This is a genomic window from Lysinibacillus parviboronicapiens, from assembly GCF_003049605.2.
In the GTDB taxonomy this organism is placed as follows: Bacteria; Bacillota; Bacilli; order Bacillales_A; family Planococcaceae; genus Lysinibacillus; species Lysinibacillus parviboronicapiens.
This window is the reverse complement of sequence record NZ_CP073713.1, coordinates 3,037,969-3,058,238: the sequence shown is the minus strand read 5'-3', so window position 1 is coordinate 3,058,238 and position 20,270 is coordinate 3,037,969. Positions and strand designations below refer to the sequence as shown.

Genomic DNA, 20,270 nt, shown 5'->3' with positions numbered 1-20,270 from the left:
GATAATAAATGAAACATGTTAAACAACAAGCAGGATTTACACTAATAGAAATGTTAATCGTACTGTTAATTATTTCGGTGCTAATCTTAATCACCATTCCAAATGTAACGAAACATTTTGCGACGATAGATGAAAAAGGCTGTACCGCTTATATTTCGATGGTGCAGGGGCAAGTAGAGGCATACAGAGTGGATTTTATGACCTATCCGACACTAGAAGAATTAGTAACGAACGGTTATTTAAAAGAAAATGAAACAACCTGTCCAAATAAAAGCGAAATAGTGATTACTAGTGATGGCGAAGTAAAATTAGCAAATCCGTCGTCTGGAGCAGATGCGGGTGGAACATGATTGAGGTGAAAAATGAGCGCGGATTTACGCTGATAGAAATGCTAATCGTCTTGTTTATCGTAATGTGTTTAACGGGTATCGTGACAAAGCTTTCCTTAAAAATAGCTGAAACTAAGGAACTTGAGCGTTTTTTTACACAAATTCAATTGGATATTCAATTTATTCAAACTTATAGCATGCAGCAGCGGGAGTATGTTTCTATGAAGTTTGAAAGCCCACCCCATCGCTATATTATAAAAAAAGATTTTTATAGCAATTACTATGAGCGAGCTTTTCCAAAGGGAGTTGAATTGATGACAGCGGCAAGTACGATTCAAACGATTATGTATAACTACAATGGGAATGTGATGAATGCAGGTACATTGTATTTTAGAACACCTCAAGGTATTAAAAAGGTTGTTATTACATTAGGACGTGGGAGATCCAGAGTGGAATGAATGAGTCCGGATACTCTTTTGTTGAAACTATTCTATCGGTGGTTATTGTCATGCTAATCTGTACAACATTCGTCCCTGTTACCTATAATATGAAAACAAATTTATACAACAAAAAGCTTGAGGTTGTCGCTGCAGAAACTGCTTATGAAGGTTTGAAGCAATATCGATACCTACAACAATTAGAAGGTATGAAAACAATAGAGGGTGTGAATTATCATTGGACTTACGATGGACAAGAGATATGTGTCGCTTTTCACAACACACGTGAATTGCGTCACAAGTGTATTCAGCTTACGGGTGAAAATAAATGAACGAAAAAGGCTATACATTATTAGAATCATTGTTGCAAGTCGTCGTTTTTGTGTTAATTTCTCATCTTTTTATAGTCATCATGCTGTGGTATGCAGAAATGAAAACAACCATATTGACGGATGAACAAACGAAATGGGAGCTATTTGTTTATGATTTGAATATGTATTTAGTGGATGTTTCATCGTTCACGATGCGCGATGATCAAAAGAGAATAACTTTCCAAGTTTCTAACACACTTCATCATATTGATTGCTACAACAATATTATACGCAATCAAGTGAATGGTGGACATGTACCATTGCTTATCGGTCTTCGTAGCTGTCAGTTCCAATTTAAAAATAATGAACTAACAGTTGCTGTTGAATTTTCGAGTGGTTTGCAGAAGGAGCGGACCTATTATGTGCCAATTATTGAAAAATGACAGAGGGGCTATATTTTTAATCGCAATTGCATTATTATTTTTTGTAACTACTTTTGTTCTTACGTATTGTATGTCTTATGAAATTCAGTTACGAACATATGATGCGCTTGAAAAGGTCAATGTTCGAGCTACGATAAATTTATTAGGACAAATTTTGTCAGACAGTGTAGAATCGTAGTTATAAGAAGGTGATTCGAATGCGAAAAATATATTTAGTTGGCTTTATGGGATGCGGGAAAAGTGCGTTAGGAAGGAGGTTAAGCTATTTATTAAAGCTACCGTACTATGATATGGATCATGAAATTGTTAGACAACAGGGCATGACAATTCCACAAATTTTCGAAAAATACGGAGAGGCACGTTTTCGAGAGATAGAAACAGAATTTTTGAAAAATTTCCGAGACGAAGCTTGTATTATTTCAACAGGCGGTGGTGTAGCCGTAAATGGAGAAAATCGAAAAATTATGAGACGTAGTGGCCTCGTGTTCTTTTTAGATGCGACATTCGAAGATATTTACAAACGAATACAGCATGATCCAAACCGACCAATTGTACAAAGTTCAACAAAGGAAGAGTTAGAAGAACTGTATCACTACAGAAGGAAGTTTTATCGTGAAGCAGGACATATACAGGTTTTGACAGAAGGTAGAACTATGCGCAATATTCTAGAGTATTTAGTATTCCAGGTGAAAAGGTTAAAAGGCGAACGATAATAAGTGGAAACACATGCAATGTTCGTTTATTATGTTAATTTAAAAAATGATTGCCTTTTCAATACAATCAATGTTAGGATATAGACTAATAAGGTAACTTAAGTACATTGAATACTAAATAGTACCAAGATGATTCTTGGGCGGATGATTGTGCGGGGAGAGCGCGTATAGACGCCACCGAAGGAGCAAGTAGCAAAGGGCTATGAATCTCTCAGGTAAAAGGACTCGTACAAGACGCAACTCTGGAGAGAGCTGTAGTACAACAGCCACCAAAGGGGAAAGCCTACTGATTGGCAATCAAGTTAATGCGAGTCAGTGTGGTGTAACTTTCAGGTGCAAGGACAGAGAATCCCGAAAAGGGGTTCGTCTGTCTTTTTTTATGTAGAAAAACAGACGAACTACTACAAGTAAAAATGATACTAACAATAAGGGGGCAATACTCATGACGAATGAATTAAAACGTACACCTCTATTCGATGAATACGCAAAGTTTGGTGGTAAAACAATTGACTTTGGTGGATGGGAACTCCCAGTGCAATTCTCTTCTATTAAAGATGAACATGATGCCGTGCGTAGTCGTGCTGGCTTATTTGATGTGTCACATATGGGAGAGATTGTCGTAACAGGTCCTGAAGCACTGGACTTTTTACAAAATCTTTTGTCAAATGACATTTCAAAAATTGCTACAGGTCAAGCGCAATACAATGCAATGTGCTATGAAGATGGTGGCGTTGTCGATGATTTATTAACGTATAAATTGGCTGACAATCATTATTTATTATGTGTCAATGCAGCGAATATTGAAAAAGATTATGACTGGATGTTGGAAAACCAAAACCAGTATGATGTCACAATCGACAATCAATCAGATGCTTATGCGCAAATTGCCCTTCAAGGTCCATTAGCTGAAGAGGTTCTTCAAACATTAACAACGACTGATTTAAGTGCAATTAAATATTTCCGCTTCCAAGAGGACGTTGAGGTTGCTGGGCACAAAGCGTTAGTTTCTCGCAGTGGTTACACAGGAGAAGATGGTTTTGAGCTGTACGGTTCCCCAGAAGATATTAAAGCACTGTGGGTCAAAATCTTAGAAGCTGGTAAAGACAAAGGTGTTGTTCCAGCAGGTTTAGGCTGCCGTGACACACTGCGTTTTGAAGCAGGTCTTCCGCTTTACGGTCAAGAGCTATCAGCGACAATTTCTCCACTTGAAGCAGGTATTGGATTTGCAGTGAAATTAAATAAAGAAGACTTTATTGGTCACGATGCATTAGTTGCACAAAAAGAAAATGGTTTATCTCGCAAGCTTGTTGGGATTGAAATGATCGATAAAGGGATTCCACGTCATGGCTACAAAGTGTTCAACAATGGCGAGGAAATTGGTGAAGTGACAACAGGTACACAGCTTCCTTCTTCTAAACGTAATGTTGGTCACGCGTTAATTAACAGCCAATTCGCAACTATCGGAACAGAATTAGAAATCGAAATTCGTGGTAAGCACTTAAAGGTAATCACAGTTGAAACACCGTTTTACAAGCGTTCAAAATAAAATTTGAAAAGAGGGACCTACATTTATGAAACATCGTTATTTACCAATGACGGAGCAAGATAAACAAGAAATGTTAGACGTAGTTGGTGTATCCTCAGTTGATGAACTATTCGAAGATATTCCAGAAATAGTACGATTTAAAGGCCTTTATGACATTAAAGAAGCGAAATCAGAATCAGCACTTTTAAAAGAATTATCAGCACTTGCTGCGAAAAACAAAGATACCAACGCTAATGTCTCATTTTTAGGTGCAGGCGTTTACAATCACTATAAACCGGTTATCGTGGATCACGTTATTTCTCGTTCAGAGTTCTATACAGCTTATACACCTTACCAACCTGAAATTTCACAAGGGGAATTACAAGCAATTTTTGAATTCCAAACGATGATTGCCGAACTAACAGGAATGGATCTTGCTAACTCTTCTATGTACGATGGAGGAACTGCACTCGCTGAAGCAGGTATGCTCGCAGCAGGCCATACACGTCGTAAGAAAATTTTAGTATCTGAAACGGTTCACCCTGAGTACCGTGACGTCGTTGCTACATATGCATACGGTCAATCGATTGACATCGTAACAATCCCTCAAAAAGATGGTGTAACGGATGTTGGCGCATTAAAAGAGCTAATCGATGACAATACTGCTGCTGTCATTGCACAATATCCAAACTTCTTTGGTCAAATCGAGGACTTACAAGTTATCGGTGACATTGCACATGAAGCAAAAAGTTTATTTGTTGTATCCTCAAATCCACTAGCATTAGGTATTTTAACACCTCCTGGAAAGTTAGGTGCTGATATTTGTGTTGGTGATGCGCAAGTTTTTGGTATCGCAGAGGCATTCGGTGGTCCTCACTGTGGTTTCTTCGCTGTGACAACAAAATTAATGCGGAAAGTTCCTGGCCGTCTTGTTGGTGAAACAGTGGATGGTGAAGGTCGACGTGGTTACGTACTAACATTACAAGCACGCGAACAGCATATTCGTCGTGATAAAGCGACTTCTAATATTTGTTCAAACCAAGCACTTCTGGCACTTGCAGCTTCAGCTGCAATGACAGCACTTGGTAAGCAAGGTGTTCGTGAGATGGCTACGCAAAATATTGCCAAAACGCGCTATGCGAAAAATGCCTTTGAAGCGGCAGGCTTCACAGTAGCATTCCAAGGTGCACACTTTAATGAAATCGTCGTAAAAACGAATAGATGCGTCAAGGAAATCAATAAAGGCTTAATTGAAAAAGGTATTATCGGTGGGTATCCATTAGGTCAAATTTATGAAGCTTTAAAGCATCATGTGTTAATTGCTGTAACTGAATTACGCACGAAGGAAGAAATTGATGCACTTGTTGCAGAAATGGGGGCTCTCAATGCATAACGAAAATCAATCACTCATTTTTGAAATTACAAAAGAAGGTCGCGTAGGGTACAGCTTAGAAGCACTTGATGTGCCAGCAGTTGATCTTACAGATTTACTTCCTGCAAACTTAATTAGAGAAGAAGCTGCAGAATTACCAGAGGTTTCTGAGCTAGACATTATGCGTCACTATACAGCACTTTCTCGTCGAAACCATGGTGTAGACTCTGGCTTCTATCCGTTAGGCTCTTGTACGATGAAATATAATCCGAAAATTAATGAAGCCGTTGCTCGTTTTTCTGGCTTTGCCAACGTTCACCCATTACAAGATGAATCCACTGTACAAGGTGCAATGGAACTGCTGTATGACCTACAAACTTCTTTAGTAGAAATTACAGGTATGGACGAAGTCACATTACAACCAGCAGCAGGCGCACATGGTGAATGGACAGCATTAATGATGATTCGTGCCTTCCATGAGGCGAATGGCGAAGGTCACCGTAATAAGGTTATCGTGCCTGACTCAGCACATGGTACAAATCCGGCATCTGCAACTGTCGCAGGTTTTGAAACAATTACGGTAAAATCCGATGAAAATGGCTTAGTTGATATTGAAGATTTACGCAATGTAGTGGGTCCTGACACAGCTGCATTAATGCTAACAAATCCAAATACGCTGGGCTTATTTGAAGAGAATATTATCGAAATGGCAGAGCTCATTCACGCTGTTGGCGGTAAAGTTTACTATGATGGAGCTAACTTAAACGCAGTAATGAGTAAAGCGCGCCCTGGCGACATGGGCTTTGACTGTGTCCACCTGAACTTACACAAAACATTTACAGGCCCACATGGCGGCGGTGGTCCAGGCTCAGGTCCAGTTGGCGTAAAGGCAGATTTAATTCCGTTCCTACCAAAACCTGTCCTAGTAAGAACAGAAGAGGGAACATACCACTTCGACTACGAACGTCCACAATCAATTGGTCGCGTAAAGCCTTACTATGGTAACTTTGGGATTAACGTCCGTGCGTACACATATATCCGTACGATGGGCCCAGATGGCTTAAAAGCTGTAACGGAATATGCAGTTTTAAATGCAAACTATATGATGCGTCGTCTAGAGCCGTTCTTCGACCTACCATATAACCGTCATTGTAAGCATGAATTTGTATTATCGGGTCGTCGTCAAAAGAAACTGGGCGTACGTACATTGGATATCGCAAAACGCCTGTTAGACTTTGGCTACCATCCACCAACAACATACTTCCCACTAAACGTGGAAGAGGCGTTGATGATTGAGCCAACTGAAACAGAATCAAAAGAAACATTAGATGCATTCTGTGACATTATGATTCAAATCGCAAAAGAAGCAGAAGAAAATCCATCTATTGTGCAAGAAGCACCACATACAACAGTCGTATCTCGTCTAGACGAAACACGCGCTGCTCGTACACCAGTGCTACGTTACCAAAAAGCATAATATGCATTGCAATAGAGCTGTTTGAAAAGTATTTATTTACTTATCGAACAGCTTTTTTGTTTGTTTTGTTACACCCTTTTACTTAGCTAGAGTCTCGCGCGAAAGGAAGCCGAACCTGTGCGGAACCTGAGTGGAACCCGAGCGAACGGAGTCCATACCCGAACAATCCGAGCCCATCTTTGAGCGTACTAATCCACCTTTCCGAACGTATCGCCGAGCAACTCGAGCGAAACGATGCCTGCCACTGAGTTTCGCAAGTTCAACCAGTTTATGTCTAGTAATGGGAAATATAATAAAAGTCATGGTTATAGCACTGACAATTGACAAGAAAATTGCTAATATAGAGGAATATATTTATATTAATTACATTAATTTGGAATTTGAACTATGACAATACGCAGTAATTTTGTCATAAAATGTACATATTTTTCAAGATGGATATTGCAAAAAAGGATGGTAGAAGGCACATGAATGCTATTTTGTACGACGTAAGCTTACCAATAAATTGTGTTCTGAAAGATACATATAAAATCAATGAGATCATTTCTTCAAGTAAGTTGTCAATTGTTTACAGAGGAGAAAACCTCGATTCTGGAGAGCAAGTTATCATAAAAGAGTTCTATCCAAGTGAAATTACTTTACGTGACTTAGATAATATAAGCGTGATTAATCGCCTTCCTTCTACAAAGGAAAAATTTGCAGAGCTCAAGGAGAATTTTCTACATGAGGCAGTTCTCTTGCAGCAAATCGTTCATAAAAATATTGTGAGGTACCTCGAACATTTTCAAGAAAACGGGACTATTTATATCGTGATGGAATTTTATGAAGGGATGCTTTTACATCAATATGTAAAAAAATATCAATTGGATAATCGAGATCAGTTGTATAAAAGTATATTTCTGCCGTTAATTGATGCGTTAGATTATCTGCATAACAAAGGCATACTACATCGAGATATTAAACCCAGTAATATAATAATTGATCAAGAAGGAAGTCCGCAGATACTGGATTTTGGTTCAGCTGTATTTTATAAAGCAGCAACGGCACATAAAATTTTTACATCCCCTGGATTTTCTCCGCTTGAGCAATATTCTGACAAAACTCAGCAGGGGGTTTACACAGATATCTATAGTTTAGCGGCAACATTTTACTATGCTCTTACTGACGTTGTACCAATGGATGTATCTCAAAGAGTAATTGAAGATGGTATAAAAAATGTCAGACAGTATAACAAAAAAGTGAGTTTTATAATGGCACAGGCGATCATGTGGAGTCTAACGGTCAACGCAAAAAAAAGATGCTTTTCGCTAAAATTCTTGTTATTGACTATTTTATCTGAGAGTATAGTCATTAAAATAAAGTATTATTTTGACTATAATAATAAATAATTTTACAAAAATAAAGCTATGTAATCATTTTGCAATTTCATAATATTGAAAATTATAACAGCTAGTGGATGCCTATATTGTCATCTAATAGCTGTTTAATATTGTTAAATCAATGTTTCTATTACAATTTAAGTTATTTATTACCACAAAAATTAACATGGTTATTTTTTACTAATAATACATTTATGTAATTTAATTTGAAAAAAATACTATTGTAAATATTGACAATAATTTTTCGTAATGTATAGTTACTTGTGATACATATTGTCACTAGTGTAACGCCCGATATGACTGGATCTTCAGTGAATGCCATTTTACAACTGCATAAACATACTGTACCCTTTGTCGGATGAGGAATTCCAAGGGCTTTCTGTGCTTTTTGGTACCATTTAATTACTATAAAGTATAAAAATAGTGTTTGTTAACTGTGTATTATTGGATAAAAAGTGTTACCACTAATGATTATGTTTTACAAATAGTTACTCAAAATTCATTATAAAGGAGGGATGGCTGTAGAATTTTGCAGCCGAATAAATGGAGATTATCAATCAAACAAACAGAACAATGCTCTTTGAGGAGATTAATCCAGAAAAGCTGGACTTAATTACCCTTGTAGGAGATGTAAAAGGAATTGACAGCCTCAGTGATGAGAAAGTCAAAGAAATCAATCAATATCTTCTAGTAAAAAGCTTCGACGAATTTTTAGATAAGTTTTCTCCTACAGTCTATTCATTCTACAATGCAGCAAATCAAAAAGTGATGTATACATTAAAAAAGCCAGAAGGCATTCAAGATGATTGTATTTCTGAAATCGCAATCGATCAAAATAATGATTTTTTAAAGATGCTATTTACCCTCATCGATACGAAACGCAGCCAGGGCATTACCAATGTTGACTTTAAATTTGAAAATCTATTAGATATGATTTCGCCGAAAAAAGTTATGGACGATATCCGTCAAGTCAGAAAAGAAATTCATTACATGTACGGTGAATATGAAAAATTAGACGACGGTGATCCTAAAAAGCTAGATACCGGGGATAAGCTAAACCTGATGTTTGAAGTAGCAAGTCGCAACTATAACAACGTAATGGCAATGTTGCCATTAGCAATCGAAGATATTAAGACGAGACTGCTACTAGGTGCTAACCAGGAAGAAGATGAATCCGAAAAACTGCAAATTGGCACACTTACTATTGGTGAAACGGGTGAACTAAAAATTATCGAAGCACCTCAAAATACGAATTCTGAACTGATGGTCATTGAAGAAAACAGTAACTATGGTTTAAGTACAGTGTTTGAAGAGGACTATGAATCGATTACAGAATCACCTTCTTCCTATGTGAAAGATTTAGTAGTAAGAACCTTCTCACCATTACCAACAGTGAGAGCAGAATTTGATGTAGAAACAGAGGTACAGAACTACAATACATACTTAGAATTCTATAAAGATGCTAAAGATGAATTTGTAAAGACTGTAAAGCCATTAGTAGAAAAATTACTTGGCGTCAAAATGTATTTTGATCAGTATGCGACAAAAAACAAAGGGATGCAGCCTTCGTTGCTTGTAACTAATACAAAATTAGACATGCTCGTTAAAAGTAATAATATCCCAAGATTGAGTACGTATCTAAATACAGTAAACTCGAAAAATGACTTTACTGACACGGTCTGGTATGGCATTGTGCCATCACTAGAGCTAGAAGCATCTGGAAAGATGAAAGTGAGCAGAGCACGTTTCAAAGGGAATGAGAAAGTTGCCAAGCAAGAAGGTAACACAATGGAATCCCTAACTATGCTGCTTGATACTGTAAAGGATTATAAAGTTCAAATATTCTTCAACTTTATGGCAGAAGAAGAAACAACTTTCAACGGAATAGCAACAGCAGGTATAGATCGACTTATCGATAAATGTTCTGTTCTCGTTCGAAAAGAATTCAGTGAATTTGCAATCCCTTGTCTCCCGAATTTCACAATTATTCCAAAAGATAAATCTGGAGTAGTGATTGATACAAGAATGCAGACAACTGAAAATGGGGCAAAGCTGTCTAAGGAAAAGGAAGATATTTTAAAGCTATGGATAGAGGGTGTCTATGTAGGTGCTAGCTATGTAGCCGCAGGTATTGTGTCTGCATATCAATGTCCAGAATATCTAAAAGAATCTTTCCGAAATGTCAAAAGAAGCTACCCTGGCGTTCGATTTGATATTGAAGCAGGAGATAACTCACTAAGAGCTGTTACAACGATGGCAAAAGAAATCTCAGGTTTTACCAACAATATTAAAGACGCCATTAACAGTAGAAGCTTTGGCTTTGTGTTCTCATCAGAAAACGCTCAGCTTCAGGATAAAGACATTAAACGTATTACCGTGTATAAAGCAAGAAGCCTTGCAATGGAGGAAGACGGATTCGATTCTATTTACAAAACACAAGTTAGTACCTATATCGAACGAATTCTACGTTTCCAATCAGGTGACTTTAAACATGAAAATATTGTTCGTTTCTTTAGTAATAATCCAAGTAGCCAAAAAAGCAAGTGGCTTAATGATAAAGGCTATGTAAACTCGGTTATCCATGATGGAGACGATATCGGCTACATTATTGATGAGAAAACGAGCTTATGTCAAATAGATTTAGTATTTAACGGCAATGTGAAGAACCTTGAAGTCATGATTACAAAAGGCACAAGTGCAGTTAAAGCTTAAGCGACTTTCACCTGCATTTTAAATTTTATCCATTGATGTATTCGTTGGATGTTTAAGATTTATTCATCAATAAATCTTTTAACATAAATATATGAATCTCCTTAAACCTGTACTTGGTGAAAGATTTACATATTTCTCGATGTTTGCTTTAGCCAAACGACGAGAAATTAAGAAAGCTTGAAACATTGCAATTTCACCAAGAATAGATTAAGTGTTGATTCGAAAAAATTCTAGGAGGTAATAAGAATGGGTTTTGTATTAAAAGTAGAAGGATCAGAAGCAATTGAACTAGGGTTAGAAAGTATTATGACGGTTGAGTATGAAACAGATACGCCAGATGACTCAAACGCTCGTTCAACAGATGTTGGAGCAACTTTAAAAATTAAAGGGAAAATCCTTACTGCAACAGATGGCGATAATTCTGATGACACGATGAAATTAGGATTATGGTCATTAGTACCTGCTGAAAAAGCTGACTGTTACCGTAAAGTAACATTAGAAGTTATCTCGGCTGATCAAGTAGTAAGAAAAATTAATTTCCCAAATGCGTTTGTTGTTGACTACACAGAAAGATACGGCGACACAGAAGGTATTGGCGAATTCTTCCTATTCATCAAACAAAAGAAAGACAAAACAGATTTAGCAAAAATCGAAGGCGGCTACGCTGTCTAAATCGTAGTTTGATAGAACACACCAAATTATCTAAGGGACTATATAGTTCCTTAGATAATTTTGAATAATCCTAATACTGGGGATGAAATTTAATGAAAAATCATTACGAAATTCTAGGCGTTAGCAGGCAAGCAACACAAGATCAAATAAAACTTGCATACAGAAAACTATCAAAAAAACATCATCCAGATGTAAGCGGTGGTAACAAGGAATCGGAAAAGATTTTTTTAGAGGTGCAAGAGGCATACAAAGTACTGAAAGACACAGATTCGAGAGAGGCATATGACGCTCGTCTTGATGATGTGAGACAAGATGCTAGTTATACAAATGACAATACGAATAAAACACGTCAGCAATCCAAGGTAAATAAGCAAGATTTTAATATGCATGATATTGAAAAGAACTTCGAGCATTTTTTTGGCTTTAATCCGAAAACGAAAGAAATGTCAGCACAAAATAAATCGGCAAAGAAAAATCCAATAGATACGACGGATTTATTTGAGCGCTTTTTTAATAAATAACAACATATGAACAATTAGTGTGGGGGAGAGTGATAACGTGTATGACATGAAAAATTCAGCCTATGCGCAGAGTGAAAAGAAACAAATGATGTTAAGAATTATAGATATTTTAATTGTTACTATCGCTTTCTTTTTCATTTTATATGTATTCGTAATGAATCAAGATTTTCTGCTGAAAACGATTATTGGATCAATACTAGCGGTCATCATCATTGTTTATGGCTCCATTATGTATGAAACGAAGAAAGTTTTAAATGACATAACGGATACAGACATTCAGAAAATCGTCCTTCTCAGTGAACAAGGGAAGGAAATGAAAGAATGGTCGATAAAAGGAAAAACCTCACTACTTATAGGAAAAAGCACAACAGAACTAGAAGCTGACATCGATTTAAGTGGTACAGAATATGAATCGCTCATTAACTACGAGCATGCTGTGTTAAATTGTGTTTCCGGCATGTGGTACATAGAGGATATTGATTCTGTTAACGGCGTAGGCATTAAGAAATCCAATAAACGGGTTAAAAATAGATTAAAATATGACAATCCATCTCGCATAAATCATGGAGATATTTTATACATAGCAAATACACGTATTTTAGTGAAATAAAGAAAATCTAGATTCGTAACAAAGACGGGGGAAAATGAAAATGAGTTTGATTAGATGTACAAATGGTCACATGTTTAGTTCAAGAAGACATAGAAATATTTGTCCGTATTGCAATGTGATGGTGGAGCAGGAACCAAAGGGTACTAGCCAACCTATCGCTGTAATGGAAGCGGATGATAAAACAATGCCCTATCTTGGAGAAATGGATGGTATTGACCCTGTTACAGGTTGGTTAGTTTGTATTGAAGGTCCTCAAATGGGAAGAGACTACCGCATTTTATCTGAAAAGAACTTTATCGGCAGAGCTGAAGATATGCATATTCGGATTATTGGAGATAATTCCATTTCTAAACGTAATCATGCTGTTATTGTCTATGATCCTAAAAAAAGAAATTTCTATCTCCTGCCCGGCGACGCATCAGGATTAGCCTATCTCAATAATGAAGCAGTCTATACGCCCACAGAGCTAGCGGCATACGATGTTATCCAATTAGGTAGAAGTATGTTTCTGTTTATTCCTTTATGTGGTGTTCACTTTGAATGGGAAAACAACCAGAGTGAGGGATGATGACAAATGGAACAGAAGTTACTGCCATACATAGTTGTACTTGGATTTCTCATTGTACTCATAGGTTTGCTAATCATTAGAAATATTATTGTGAAAAAAGTTGAAACGCGAAAGATTGAAATCGGCAATGGTCAGACAGTTGGTAGACGTGACGAGCAGGATGATTATTTTTCTACAGCTGAAACGAATATTGGAACAATGGCTGTACTTGCAGATGGGATAAGTGGTTTGGCTAACGGTCGAATGGCAAGTACGATTGCTGTCACGACATTTATTCAAGAGTTTATGAAGCTTACTAGTCTAGGAAATATCCAATCCTTCTTTAAGGAAACTGCGATGGCCAGTAATCAGATGATTGTACAAAATCTAAATGGTTCTAATGGGGGCACTACACTCGTGGCTGCAGTTATTGATGAACATGGATTTCTACATTGGGGAGCCGTCGGAGATAGTGTGATTTCAATCTTTCGAAACGGAGAATTTATAGCGATCAATCAAAAGCATATTTTTGAATCTGTATTAAAAGAGCGTTATATCTCTGGGGAAATCTCGCAGCTAGAGGTGCAAGAGAATCCATTAAAAAAAAGGCTTATTAATTATTTAGGGTATGAAGGATTTAAAAATATAGATACTGGAAAAAGTCCAATTAAGCTTCATAGAGGAGATAAGGTATGTCTATTTAGTGATGGCATCTATGATACCTTAACAGAGGTTGAAATGGAAAAAATTCTTTCCCAACAGGCTCCACCCTATGATTTAGCTCAAAATATGATAAAAGCTGTTGAACAAAAGCGCTTAAAAAATCAAGACAATGCCACCATCGTCATTCTAGAAACAACATGGACATAATGCTGATTTATGCGTGATTATTATTGGCTCAGTAAATAAGGAGGATAATCATGAGAAAGGAAAATAGCGATTTCAAAACAAGCTTTCTATCAGAAGCGGGCTCGTTTATGCAGAATAAAGACTATTTTGCCTATGCAGAGCTAGACGATGTTGTCTGCTGGGTGGCTGTAAAAGGACTAGATGCGGATCAGGAAATCAATAGTGCAGAGTTAGCGGCAAAGGGTATCCTTGAGAAATTTATGGAAAAACCATCAATGTCTAAAAGGAGCATTAAAAAATATATAAAAAATGCGCAAAACTTACTACAAGCGCAAAGCTTAAGAGTAAGACTGAAAGCAAGCATCGTCGTCGTTGTATCAGATTATTCCAAAATGATTTGTGCAGTGGCAGGGAATACAAGACTCTATCATTTTCGAAATGGCCTATTGACCTATAAAAGCAGTGATCAAAGTCTAGCACAAGAGCTAGTGAATGACAGGAACAGTTCATTCGATATTAGCCAACATGATGAACGAACGAATCTGTTAAATTATCTTGGAAAGCCGAATAGCTTTCAACCTTTCGTTTCGAATAAGATCAAGCTAATGGATGGCGACGTATTGCTACTTTGCACATCGGGATTATGGGAAGAAGTTAGTGAAATTGAGATGGCAGACGCATTAGAGGGCGCCAAGGAACCCGAGCAATATACAGATCTATTGGAGGAAGTACTTTTAAGTAGGCAAAAAAAAGTCGTCAATAACTACACAATAGCATCTATTTTCGCTAATAAGATTTATCAGGAAACAAACAAGAAAAAAATGAAATACATTAAGATGATTGTAGCTGCCCTCATCGTAGCATTAATTGTTGGAGGAAGTACGATCTTTTATCAAGCAAAACAAGCAAAAAAATTAGCAGAATTGACAGTAGAGATGAAGGAGCATGAAAAGACCGGTAACGTTAATTTTCAGGATGGAAATTATGCGGATGCTTTACTGGAATATAGCGAAGGCCGAAATGCCGCCAAGAAATTGAAAGATCCTATACATAGAAATTTACTAGCTAGAAAGTTAAGAGTGACGCAGCTGATTATTAATGGCGATAAGGCAGCTGAGGCAGGGGAATTTACTGACGCAATGGCGCATTATGAGAAGGCCAAAAAGGAAGGCAAGCTTATTAAAAGCTTCGGCAAAGAGGTTATTGAACAACGAATTGCCAATATGGATTCCATTGTTCAAATTGTTGAGGGCATAAAGGATGGCGATTTTAGATTTGAGGCAGAGGACTATAATGGCGCACTAGAAACCTATCAAAAAGCACGAAAGAAGGCACTTGCGATATCCTTTACTGGTGAACCTCAAATAAAGGTCAAGATTGAAGAAACAGAAGAAAAAATAGCGGAATTGAAGAAGGCACAGAAGGAATTGAAAGCGGAAGGATTAGAAAAAAACGGCGATCAAAGCTATGCACGACAACAATACTTGCAGGCAATCGAATCCTATACACTTGCGCAAGAAATCTATCAGGAGACAGATTTACTCGCGAAGGTTTTAGGTCTCGAACGTAAAATCATGAATGCCAATGACAAGTTAAATCCGGTTCCTCAAGCACAAACAGCTGATACAGCAGCGAGTGGAGCGGAACCGCCAATGGATGAGGCGACAGCGGCCGATCAGCATTCAGATACTGAGAAAGAAGGAAAGTAAAGTGATAAAAGAGCTCATGTTTGAACGGTTACGTAAAATAGAAAATCTAGAGCAACGTCAACTGCTAAAGGATATTGTCAGTGGCGTCTTTGTCAATTTAGTCGATTATCAGGATGAAATGAACAAAAAGCTTGAGGAGCGCATATTCAACGAAATGGAAGATTTGGAGAATAAGCACGATATTTTTGTAACACTCAGTTCAAAGGAAGATGTCGATCCCATTCATGATTGCTTATTCCCTATGCTTCCATCTGATCTTGAACGGAAACAAATTCATATTGGAAAAATGCTTGAAGCACTTAGGAAAAATGAAACATTTGTCCTGCTCACATTATTTTTACAGTGTGATTCTAGACAAATCCAGCAGTTACTTACGCAGCAGCGCTACTTTGCTGGCAAACTTTTAACGACGCAAGGACAAGTCGACATAAAGGTAAGTCTTCAAAAGAATACAACTTATTTGGAAGAGATAGACAAGCTATATCCCATTTTTCAAATAAATGGCCTACCGTGGAAAACCATCAATCACCCCTATGCCCATAAATTTTTTGATGTGGTTCTCATCGATAGCCCTCCTTTAAACGAAGATGCCGAAATTATTGAATTCACCATGGATTTACAAGAATTTGAGCATAAAAAACGTCTGGATATGGTGCCGCTATGGAATATTGAAAGACATGCGGTGAAGAATGTAGGATTCCCCACCCCAGCCGTCGATAAAGTGAATTATGAGCATGTTCTTTCCCTTCGAAAGACCGGAAGTCACCATGGCTATCTCGTAGATACACAAGAGGAAAATGTACGTTATGTGAAACGCTTAGAAAATGAAATAACCATTGTTTCACCACAGGACAAATCCGGTATTTGGCAATTATTAAAAATAGCGCAAATAGAAGAAGAGAAAATTGGAAAACTGAATTATCCACTTGTCTCTAATCGCAGAACTGATCGTTTTATGCACAAGTATGCAAGTAAATATTCAGCCAATGTGAAAACAAAAGGTGAAATCATAAGACTTGTCAATTCCTTTGAAATTGCTGAAAAGATAGAGCTGGCAAATGTAGAAATAATGGAATCATTCCAAGGAACAAGCTTCAGTCATTCTACAGATCCGTCCTTATTAGATGTAATAGGTGAAAAAAGCAACAAAAAAGTCATGCTGTTGCAATTTATAGCTAAAGAGGAAAAAAGTTTTATTTCAAATGATATTTTAAGCTTCCTTGTTTCGGAAGTGCAAAGACATTTCTTTGAATATAGATGCAAAGGTATATGGCTATGAATTATATTTGGGATTTGCTTATTAGAGCCGAGGACGAGGGCTTTGCGAAAAAGGATATCCAGTTTCATCTTGCCAAAGACTTTTCACCCTATATGGAACTTAGCCCACAATTATTGAATGCACAACAGCTAGAACAGCAGGTCGAAGTAAATCCCTATTATCGATATTATGAAATCTTTAAAAACCTATTTCATCCAGATAACGTGAATGATTTAGAGCTAAGGCAGTATTTCTTGGATTTTGTGCTGCATTTTCTGGCAGAAATCGATCGAATGCAAGGCATGAATAAACGAGAGTTCTCGATACAATTCATCCTCAGAGAAATCGACGCAAATGTATTTGGCAATACGGTGAGGGACAACATGCATGCATTTACAAAAAAGGAAAAAGAGATGGTCGTGCTAAATATTTTAAGGCTATATCAAACAGGTGATGAAATTTACTTGTTAAAGGATACGATGAAAAGGCTTTTTTCACATTGCATGATTTATGTTAAATCGGAGGAACAAGATGAGCTACTTCTATATATTGGCCAAAAGAAGTCAGCGTTTAACGAGATGAAAGTACGACTTGTTCAAGAAATCTTCCTACCAGTGAACTTTCAAATGGAGGTTTATTGGCAAAATCACTTTGGCATAATTGGTGCAGAGGAAACAATGAAGCTGGATCGCATAGCCCTTTACTGAATAGAGCGGAGGAGGATTCAGGATGAATAAATATTCGTATAAACTGTATGCAAATAAGCGCTATACAGAAAAGAAATATATGACATTTACACGTGTGGAATTAATGGAAATGACAACCTTCCAGCTTAGAAATATTTGCTCTAAGGAAAAGCTTGTCACAGGGCTCATTAATACACTAACAAGAGATCAGCTAATTCAGACCATATTAAGATACAGAGGTGCTGAAGAAAATCTTCTAATTAAAGAGAACAAAGATGGGGGCTTTGAACGAGTTGAAGCCGCGATGCAAACCTATTTAAAAACGCCTCTTTCTGACAATGGTGAGATAAAAATCCCTGCGAAAATGAGCCTTTATCAAGGAATGAAAATCGATAAGCCAGACCAGTATCTTGTAGAAACAGGCGGTTTTCTTGTGGAGTCCAATGTACTGTTAGTGAATGAACAGTTTGCGCTTTGCGGAATTCTTAACCTAATAAAAGATGACCAGTATCCGAATCGTTACTATCTTGCAGCTGAGCAAGCAATCGGCATACGGGAGACAAAAAATAAAAACTACAGCTGTATTTTCTTAAGAAAGCAAGATTCAGAGTATATTTACAAGTCTTACTATCAAGAGAACCCACTGCCACCGACAAATCTTCATTATTATAAAGTGCCATTACCAGATTTGGAAATCAAACAGTTGGAAACGACCAATGCCATTCTGGCAATCGATTTTGGAACGACGAATACAACGGCAGGTGTTTATTTAGATAGTGATTATGTTACCTCGCCATGTAGTCATGATTTATTAAACCAAAGAATTCAGTTAAATAGCATCAACTTTGTAGCGTTCCCAGACCCACTTCATCAAAATGAATGGATTGAAGTAGTGCCGACCGTTATGACCGTAGCAGATTGCTCGAATCCAGATCAAGTAAGCTATCATTTTGGCTACGAAGCGTTAAAAGTGATGAAAAAAAATAGCTATACAACGCTTGCAACAAAATTTCAGGGCATTAAACGCTGGGTCAGTAATTATGCAAAGCTGGAAGAAGTGATGGATGCAAACGGTAACACGGCACTTGTTCCACGAAGTCAAATTTTAAGAGAGTTTGTGCTGTACATTGTCCGCATGGCGGAGCATCAATTTAAATGTCGATTCAAGCACTTGCACATTTCAAGTCCCGTAAAGCTGAAAACACAATTTCTTGATATGTTTCATGTTATTTTGCCTGAATATCAAATTGAATCACAACATGCACTCGATGAAGGGATGGCTGTGCTCTATAATACCATCGCGAATCAAATAGAGAATAATAGCTTTACGGATGGCAAGGAATACAAAGCACTGGTCATCGATTGTGGAGGCGGTACAACCGACCTTTCTTCCTGTAAGTTCCAAATCGAGGATGGACATATCTCTTATAAAATTGATATTCATACAACTTACGAAAATGGAGATACCAATTTCGGTGGCAATAATATTACATACCGTATTTTTCAGTTTATGAAAATTGTTTTTGCGAATTATTATAGTCGGGGTAAGAGTGCCTATGATATCGATACATTAATCGATATTCCGGGCAAGGATATATATAGACATGTCGATGATTTTGGTGTGGAAGCAGTCTATGAGCAATTCGAAACGGCCTTTCGTGAAGCCGAACACATTATCCCTACTCGTTTTAAAGAATATGAAAATCGAACGCGCGATGAATACTTGCGTGTACGAAATAATTACTATTTCTTATGGGAAATGGCAGATGAGATGAAGAAGGAATTCTTCCGAAAGACAGGGATTTTAAGAAGTCGTTTTTATTCAGAAAATGATCTGCATCAAGATAGTGATATAAACGTAACAGCAGTGGATCGCTGGTGTCTGTCACTTCTCGAAAACAATCAATTCAAAGATGTCTACGACTATCCTAATGTCTATTTCAATATTAAGGAAATTAATCACCTTATTAAGGCTGATATTTATGATATTGTCAGAGAGTTTTTAGAGGAGTTTTATGAAAACGGCCTTCTTGGGGAATATTCGATTATTAAGCTAACGGGTCAATCCTGTAGAATCGATGCCTTCCGAGAGGCATTAAAGGAATTTGTACCAGGACGAAGCATTGAATTTAGGCAAAAGGCTGAAAATGTTGGAAAGGTACCGGAGTTAAAGCTTGCTTGTTTACGAGGCGCACTCCGATATTTAAATGCCAAGAAGATTGGCATGATCGAAACCAATGTAACCAACCATGCACCAGTAGTGCCTTATGCTGTTAGTGCCTTTACGCATAACCGTCAGGAAAAGCTGCTCATCAGCAGTCTAGAGCGACTAAACCAAATTCACGGTACGATATCACGTCCATGGGGTGTCACGGAAGTTGAATTTTACCTCAGCGGCAGTGACAACCATACAACACATAAATACATTTACTTTAATCGACAAGAAGATTTTGTTTCAGTTCTTTATGAGAACATCGCTGCCTACTATCAAGATAAAATTCCACAAGATGAGACGGATTCCATCGTTAATGGCGAAGTAAAATTCTTTGTATTTGCAGGAGAAGATCATTGGGGCTTCCATGTAGTACCTGTAGCGAGAAGAGAAGAGCAACTATTTATAGGGAAGAAAGATTTCTTTGCCTTTGAAACAGATTTGTCTGAACTGGATTTCTTTGATGGATTAAAGTAAGTCACATTTAGATGAGAGGGGTGAACGACAG

The 20,270-nt window shown here is 37.4% G+C and carries 20 protein-coding genes and 1 riboswitch; all 20 genes read left to right on the top strand.

The window, feature by feature from the left end:
- Window positions 1-8: 8 nt before the first annotated feature.
- Window positions 9-350 (top strand): competence type IV pilus major pilin ComGC, encoded by a 342-nt coding sequence (gene comGC, locus C9J31_RS14740; RefSeq protein ID WP_054768296.1) that lies wholly within the window; start codon window positions 9-11, stop codon window positions 348-350.
- Window positions 347-787, top strand: coding sequence for a competence type IV pilus minor pilin ComGD (gene comGD, locus C9J31_RS14735; RefSeq protein ID WP_107924603.1), 441 nt, complete (start codon window positions 347-349; stop codon window positions 785-787). Before comGC ends, comGD begins: the two co-directional genes overlap by 4 nt.
- Window positions 784-1,098, top strand: coding sequence for a hypothetical protein (locus C9J31_RS14730; RefSeq protein ID WP_054768297.1), 315 nt, complete (start codon window positions 784-786; stop codon window positions 1,096-1,098). The genes comGD and C9J31_RS14730 overlap by 4 nt, the downstream gene beginning before the upstream one ends.
- Window positions 1,095-1,520, top strand: a complete 426-nt coding sequence (gene comGF, locus C9J31_RS14725; protein WP_107951145.1) for a competence type IV pilus minor pilin ComGF — start codon at window positions 1,095-1,097, stop codon at window positions 1,518-1,520. The genes C9J31_RS14730 and comGF overlap by 4 nt, the downstream gene beginning before the upstream one ends.
- Window positions 1,498-1,698 (top strand): hypothetical protein, encoded by a 201-nt coding sequence (locus C9J31_RS14720; RefSeq protein ID WP_010859812.1) that lies wholly within the window; start codon window positions 1,498-1,500, stop codon window positions 1,696-1,698. Before comGF ends, C9J31_RS14720 begins: the two co-directional genes overlap by 23 nt.
- A 19-nt stretch (window positions 1,699-1,717) precedes the next feature.
- On the top strand, window positions 1,718-2,233 hold the full coding sequence (locus tag C9J31_RS14715) for a shikimate kinase (protein WP_054768299.1): 516 nt from the start codon (window positions 1,718-1,720) through the stop codon (window positions 2,231-2,233).
- A 144-nt stretch (window positions 2,234-2,377) separates the two neighbouring features.
- A riboswitch (glycine riboswitch) is annotated at window positions 2,378-2,470 on the top strand.
- Between the two features lie 205 nt (window positions 2,471-2,675).
- Window positions 2,676-3,779, top strand: a complete 1,104-nt coding sequence (gcvT, locus tag C9J31_RS14710) for a glycine cleavage system aminomethyltransferase GcvT (RefSeq protein WP_054768300.1) — start codon at window positions 2,676-2,678, stop codon at window positions 3,777-3,779.
- Window positions 3,780-3,804: 25 nt separating this feature from the next.
- Window positions 3,805-5,151, top strand: coding sequence for an aminomethyl-transferring glycine dehydrogenase subunit GcvPA (gene gcvPA / locus C9J31_RS14705; RefSeq protein ID WP_107951144.1), 1,347 nt, complete (start codon window positions 3,805-3,807; stop codon window positions 5,149-5,151).
- Window positions 5,144-6,607: an aminomethyl-transferring glycine dehydrogenase subunit GcvPB gene (gene gcvPB, locus C9J31_RS14700; RefSeq protein ID WP_107951143.1), complete on the top strand. Its 1,464-nt coding sequence runs from the start codon at window positions 5,144-5,146 to the stop codon at window positions 6,605-6,607. Before gcvPA ends, gcvPB begins: the two co-directional genes overlap by 8 nt.
- Window positions 6,608-7,074: 467 nt before the next feature.
- On the top strand, window positions 7,075-7,995 hold the full coding sequence (locus C9J31_RS14695; RefSeq protein ID WP_107951142.1) for a serine/threonine protein kinase: 921 nt from the start codon (window positions 7,075-7,077) through the stop codon (window positions 7,993-7,995).
- A 534-nt stretch (window positions 7,996-8,529) separates the two neighbouring features.
- A complete protein-coding gene (locus C9J31_RS14690; RefSeq protein WP_107924607.1) occupies window positions 8,530-10,698 on the top strand; it encodes a transcriptional regulator in 2,169 nt (722 codons plus the stop codon).
- 246 nt (window positions 10,699-10,944) lie between these two features.
- A complete protein-coding gene (locus C9J31_RS14685; RefSeq protein ID WP_010859805.1) occupies window positions 10,945-11,370 on the top strand; it encodes a hypothetical protein in 426 nt (141 codons plus the stop codon).
- 92 nt (window positions 11,371-11,462) lie between these two features.
- Window positions 11,463-11,891: a J domain-containing protein gene (locus tag C9J31_RS14680; protein ID WP_107951141.1), complete on the top strand. Its 429-nt coding sequence runs from the start codon at window positions 11,463-11,465 to the stop codon at window positions 11,889-11,891.
- A gap of 46 nt (window positions 11,892-11,937) precedes the next feature.
- Complete coding sequence (locus C9J31_RS14675; protein WP_107951163.1) at window positions 11,938-12,501, top strand: FHA domain-containing protein; 564 nt, start codon at window positions 11,938-11,940, stop codon at window positions 12,499-12,501.
- Between the two features lie 40 nt (window positions 12,502-12,541).
- Window positions 12,542-13,069, top strand: a complete 528-nt coding sequence (locus tag C9J31_RS14670) for an FHA domain-containing protein (protein ID WP_010859802.1) — start codon at window positions 12,542-12,544, stop codon at window positions 13,067-13,069.
- Between the two features lie 6 nt (window positions 13,070-13,075).
- Window positions 13,076-13,918: a PP2C family protein-serine/threonine phosphatase gene (locus C9J31_RS14665; RefSeq protein WP_107924609.1), complete on the top strand. Its 843-nt coding sequence runs from the start codon at window positions 13,076-13,078 to the stop codon at window positions 13,916-13,918.
- A 50-nt stretch (window positions 13,919-13,968) separates the two neighbouring features.
- Window positions 13,969-15,606, top strand: coding sequence for a PP2C family protein-serine/threonine phosphatase (locus C9J31_RS14660; RefSeq protein WP_238602197.1), 1,638 nt, complete (start codon window positions 13,969-13,971; stop codon window positions 15,604-15,606).
- Between the two features lies 1 nt (window position 15,607).
- The gene (locus tag C9J31_RS14655; RefSeq protein ID WP_342345563.1) at window positions 15,608-16,885 is read left to right on the top strand and encodes a normocyte-binding protein; all 1,278 of its coding nucleotides are present in this window, start codon (window positions 15,608-15,610) and stop codon (window positions 16,883-16,885) included.
- On the top strand, window positions 16,876-17,571 hold the full coding sequence (locus tag C9J31_RS14650; RefSeq protein WP_107924610.1) for an iron-dependent peroxidase: 696 nt from the start codon (window positions 16,876-16,878) through the stop codon (window positions 17,569-17,571). Before C9J31_RS14655 ends, C9J31_RS14650 begins: the two co-directional genes overlap by 10 nt.
- A 22-nt stretch (window positions 17,572-17,593) precedes the next feature.
- The gene (locus C9J31_RS14645) at window positions 17,594-20,239 is read left to right on the top strand and encodes an acetate and sugar kinases/Hsc70/actin family protein (protein ID WP_107951140.1); all 2,646 of its coding nucleotides are present in this window, start codon (window positions 17,594-17,596) and stop codon (window positions 20,237-20,239) included.
- Window positions 20,240-20,270: the final 31 nt, after the last annotated feature.

Coding starts and splice junctions, on each gene's coding strand:
- comGC (WP_054768296.1), top strand. CDS start 9: ATGAAACATGTTAAACAACAAGCAGGATTTACACTAATAGAAATGTTA.
- comGD (WP_107924603.1), top strand. CDS start 347: ATGATTGAGGTGAAAAATGAGCGCGGATTTACGCTGATAGAAATGCTA.
- C9J31_RS14730 (WP_054768297.1), top strand. CDS start 784: ATGAATGAGTCCGGATACTCTTTTGTTGAAACTATTCTATCGGTGGTT.
- comGF (WP_107951145.1), top strand. CDS start 1,095: ATGAACGAAAAAGGCTATACATTATTAGAATCATTGTTGCAAGTCGTC.
- C9J31_RS14720 (WP_010859812.1), top strand. CDS start 1,498: ATGTGCCAATTATTGAAAAATGACAGAGGGGCTATATTTTTAATCGCA.
- C9J31_RS14715 (WP_054768299.1), top strand. CDS start 1,718: ATGCGAAAAATATATTTAGTTGGCTTTATGGGATGCGGGAAAAGTGCG.
- gcvT (WP_054768300.1), top strand. CDS start 2,676: ATGACGAATGAATTAAAACGTACACCTCTATTCGATGAATACGCAAAG.
- gcvPA (WP_107951144.1), top strand. CDS start 3,805: ATGAAACATCGTTATTTACCAATGACGGAGCAAGATAAACAAGAAATG.
- gcvPB (WP_107951143.1), top strand. CDS start 5,144: ATGCATAACGAAAATCAATCACTCATTTTTGAAATTACAAAAGAAGGT.
- C9J31_RS14695 (WP_107951142.1), top strand. CDS start 7,075: ATGAATGCTATTTTGTACGACGTAAGCTTACCAATAAATTGTGTTCTG.
- C9J31_RS14690 (WP_107924607.1), top strand. CDS start 8,530: ATGGAGATTATCAATCAAACAAACAGAACAATGCTCTTTGAGGAGATT.
- C9J31_RS14685 (WP_010859805.1), top strand. CDS start 10,945: ATGGGTTTTGTATTAAAAGTAGAAGGATCAGAAGCAATTGAACTAGGG.
- C9J31_RS14680 (WP_107951141.1), top strand. CDS start 11,463: ATGAAAAATCATTACGAAATTCTAGGCGTTAGCAGGCAAGCAACACAA.
- C9J31_RS14675 (WP_107951163.1), top strand. CDS start 11,938: ATGAAAAATTCAGCCTATGCGCAGAGTGAAAAGAAACAAATGATGTTA.
- C9J31_RS14670 (WP_010859802.1), top strand. CDS start 12,542: ATGAGTTTGATTAGATGTACAAATGGTCACATGTTTAGTTCAAGAAGA.
- C9J31_RS14665 (WP_107924609.1), top strand. CDS start 13,076: ATGGAACAGAAGTTACTGCCATACATAGTTGTACTTGGATTTCTCATT.
- C9J31_RS14660 (WP_238602197.1), top strand. CDS start 13,969: ATGAGAAAGGAAAATAGCGATTTCAAAACAAGCTTTCTATCAGAAGCG.
- C9J31_RS14650 (WP_107924610.1), top strand. CDS start 16,876: ATGGCTATGAATTATATTTGGGATTTGCTTATTAGAGCCGAGGACGAG.
- C9J31_RS14645 (WP_107951140.1), top strand. CDS start 17,594: ATGAATAAATATTCGTATAAACTGTATGCAAATAAGCGCTATACAGAA.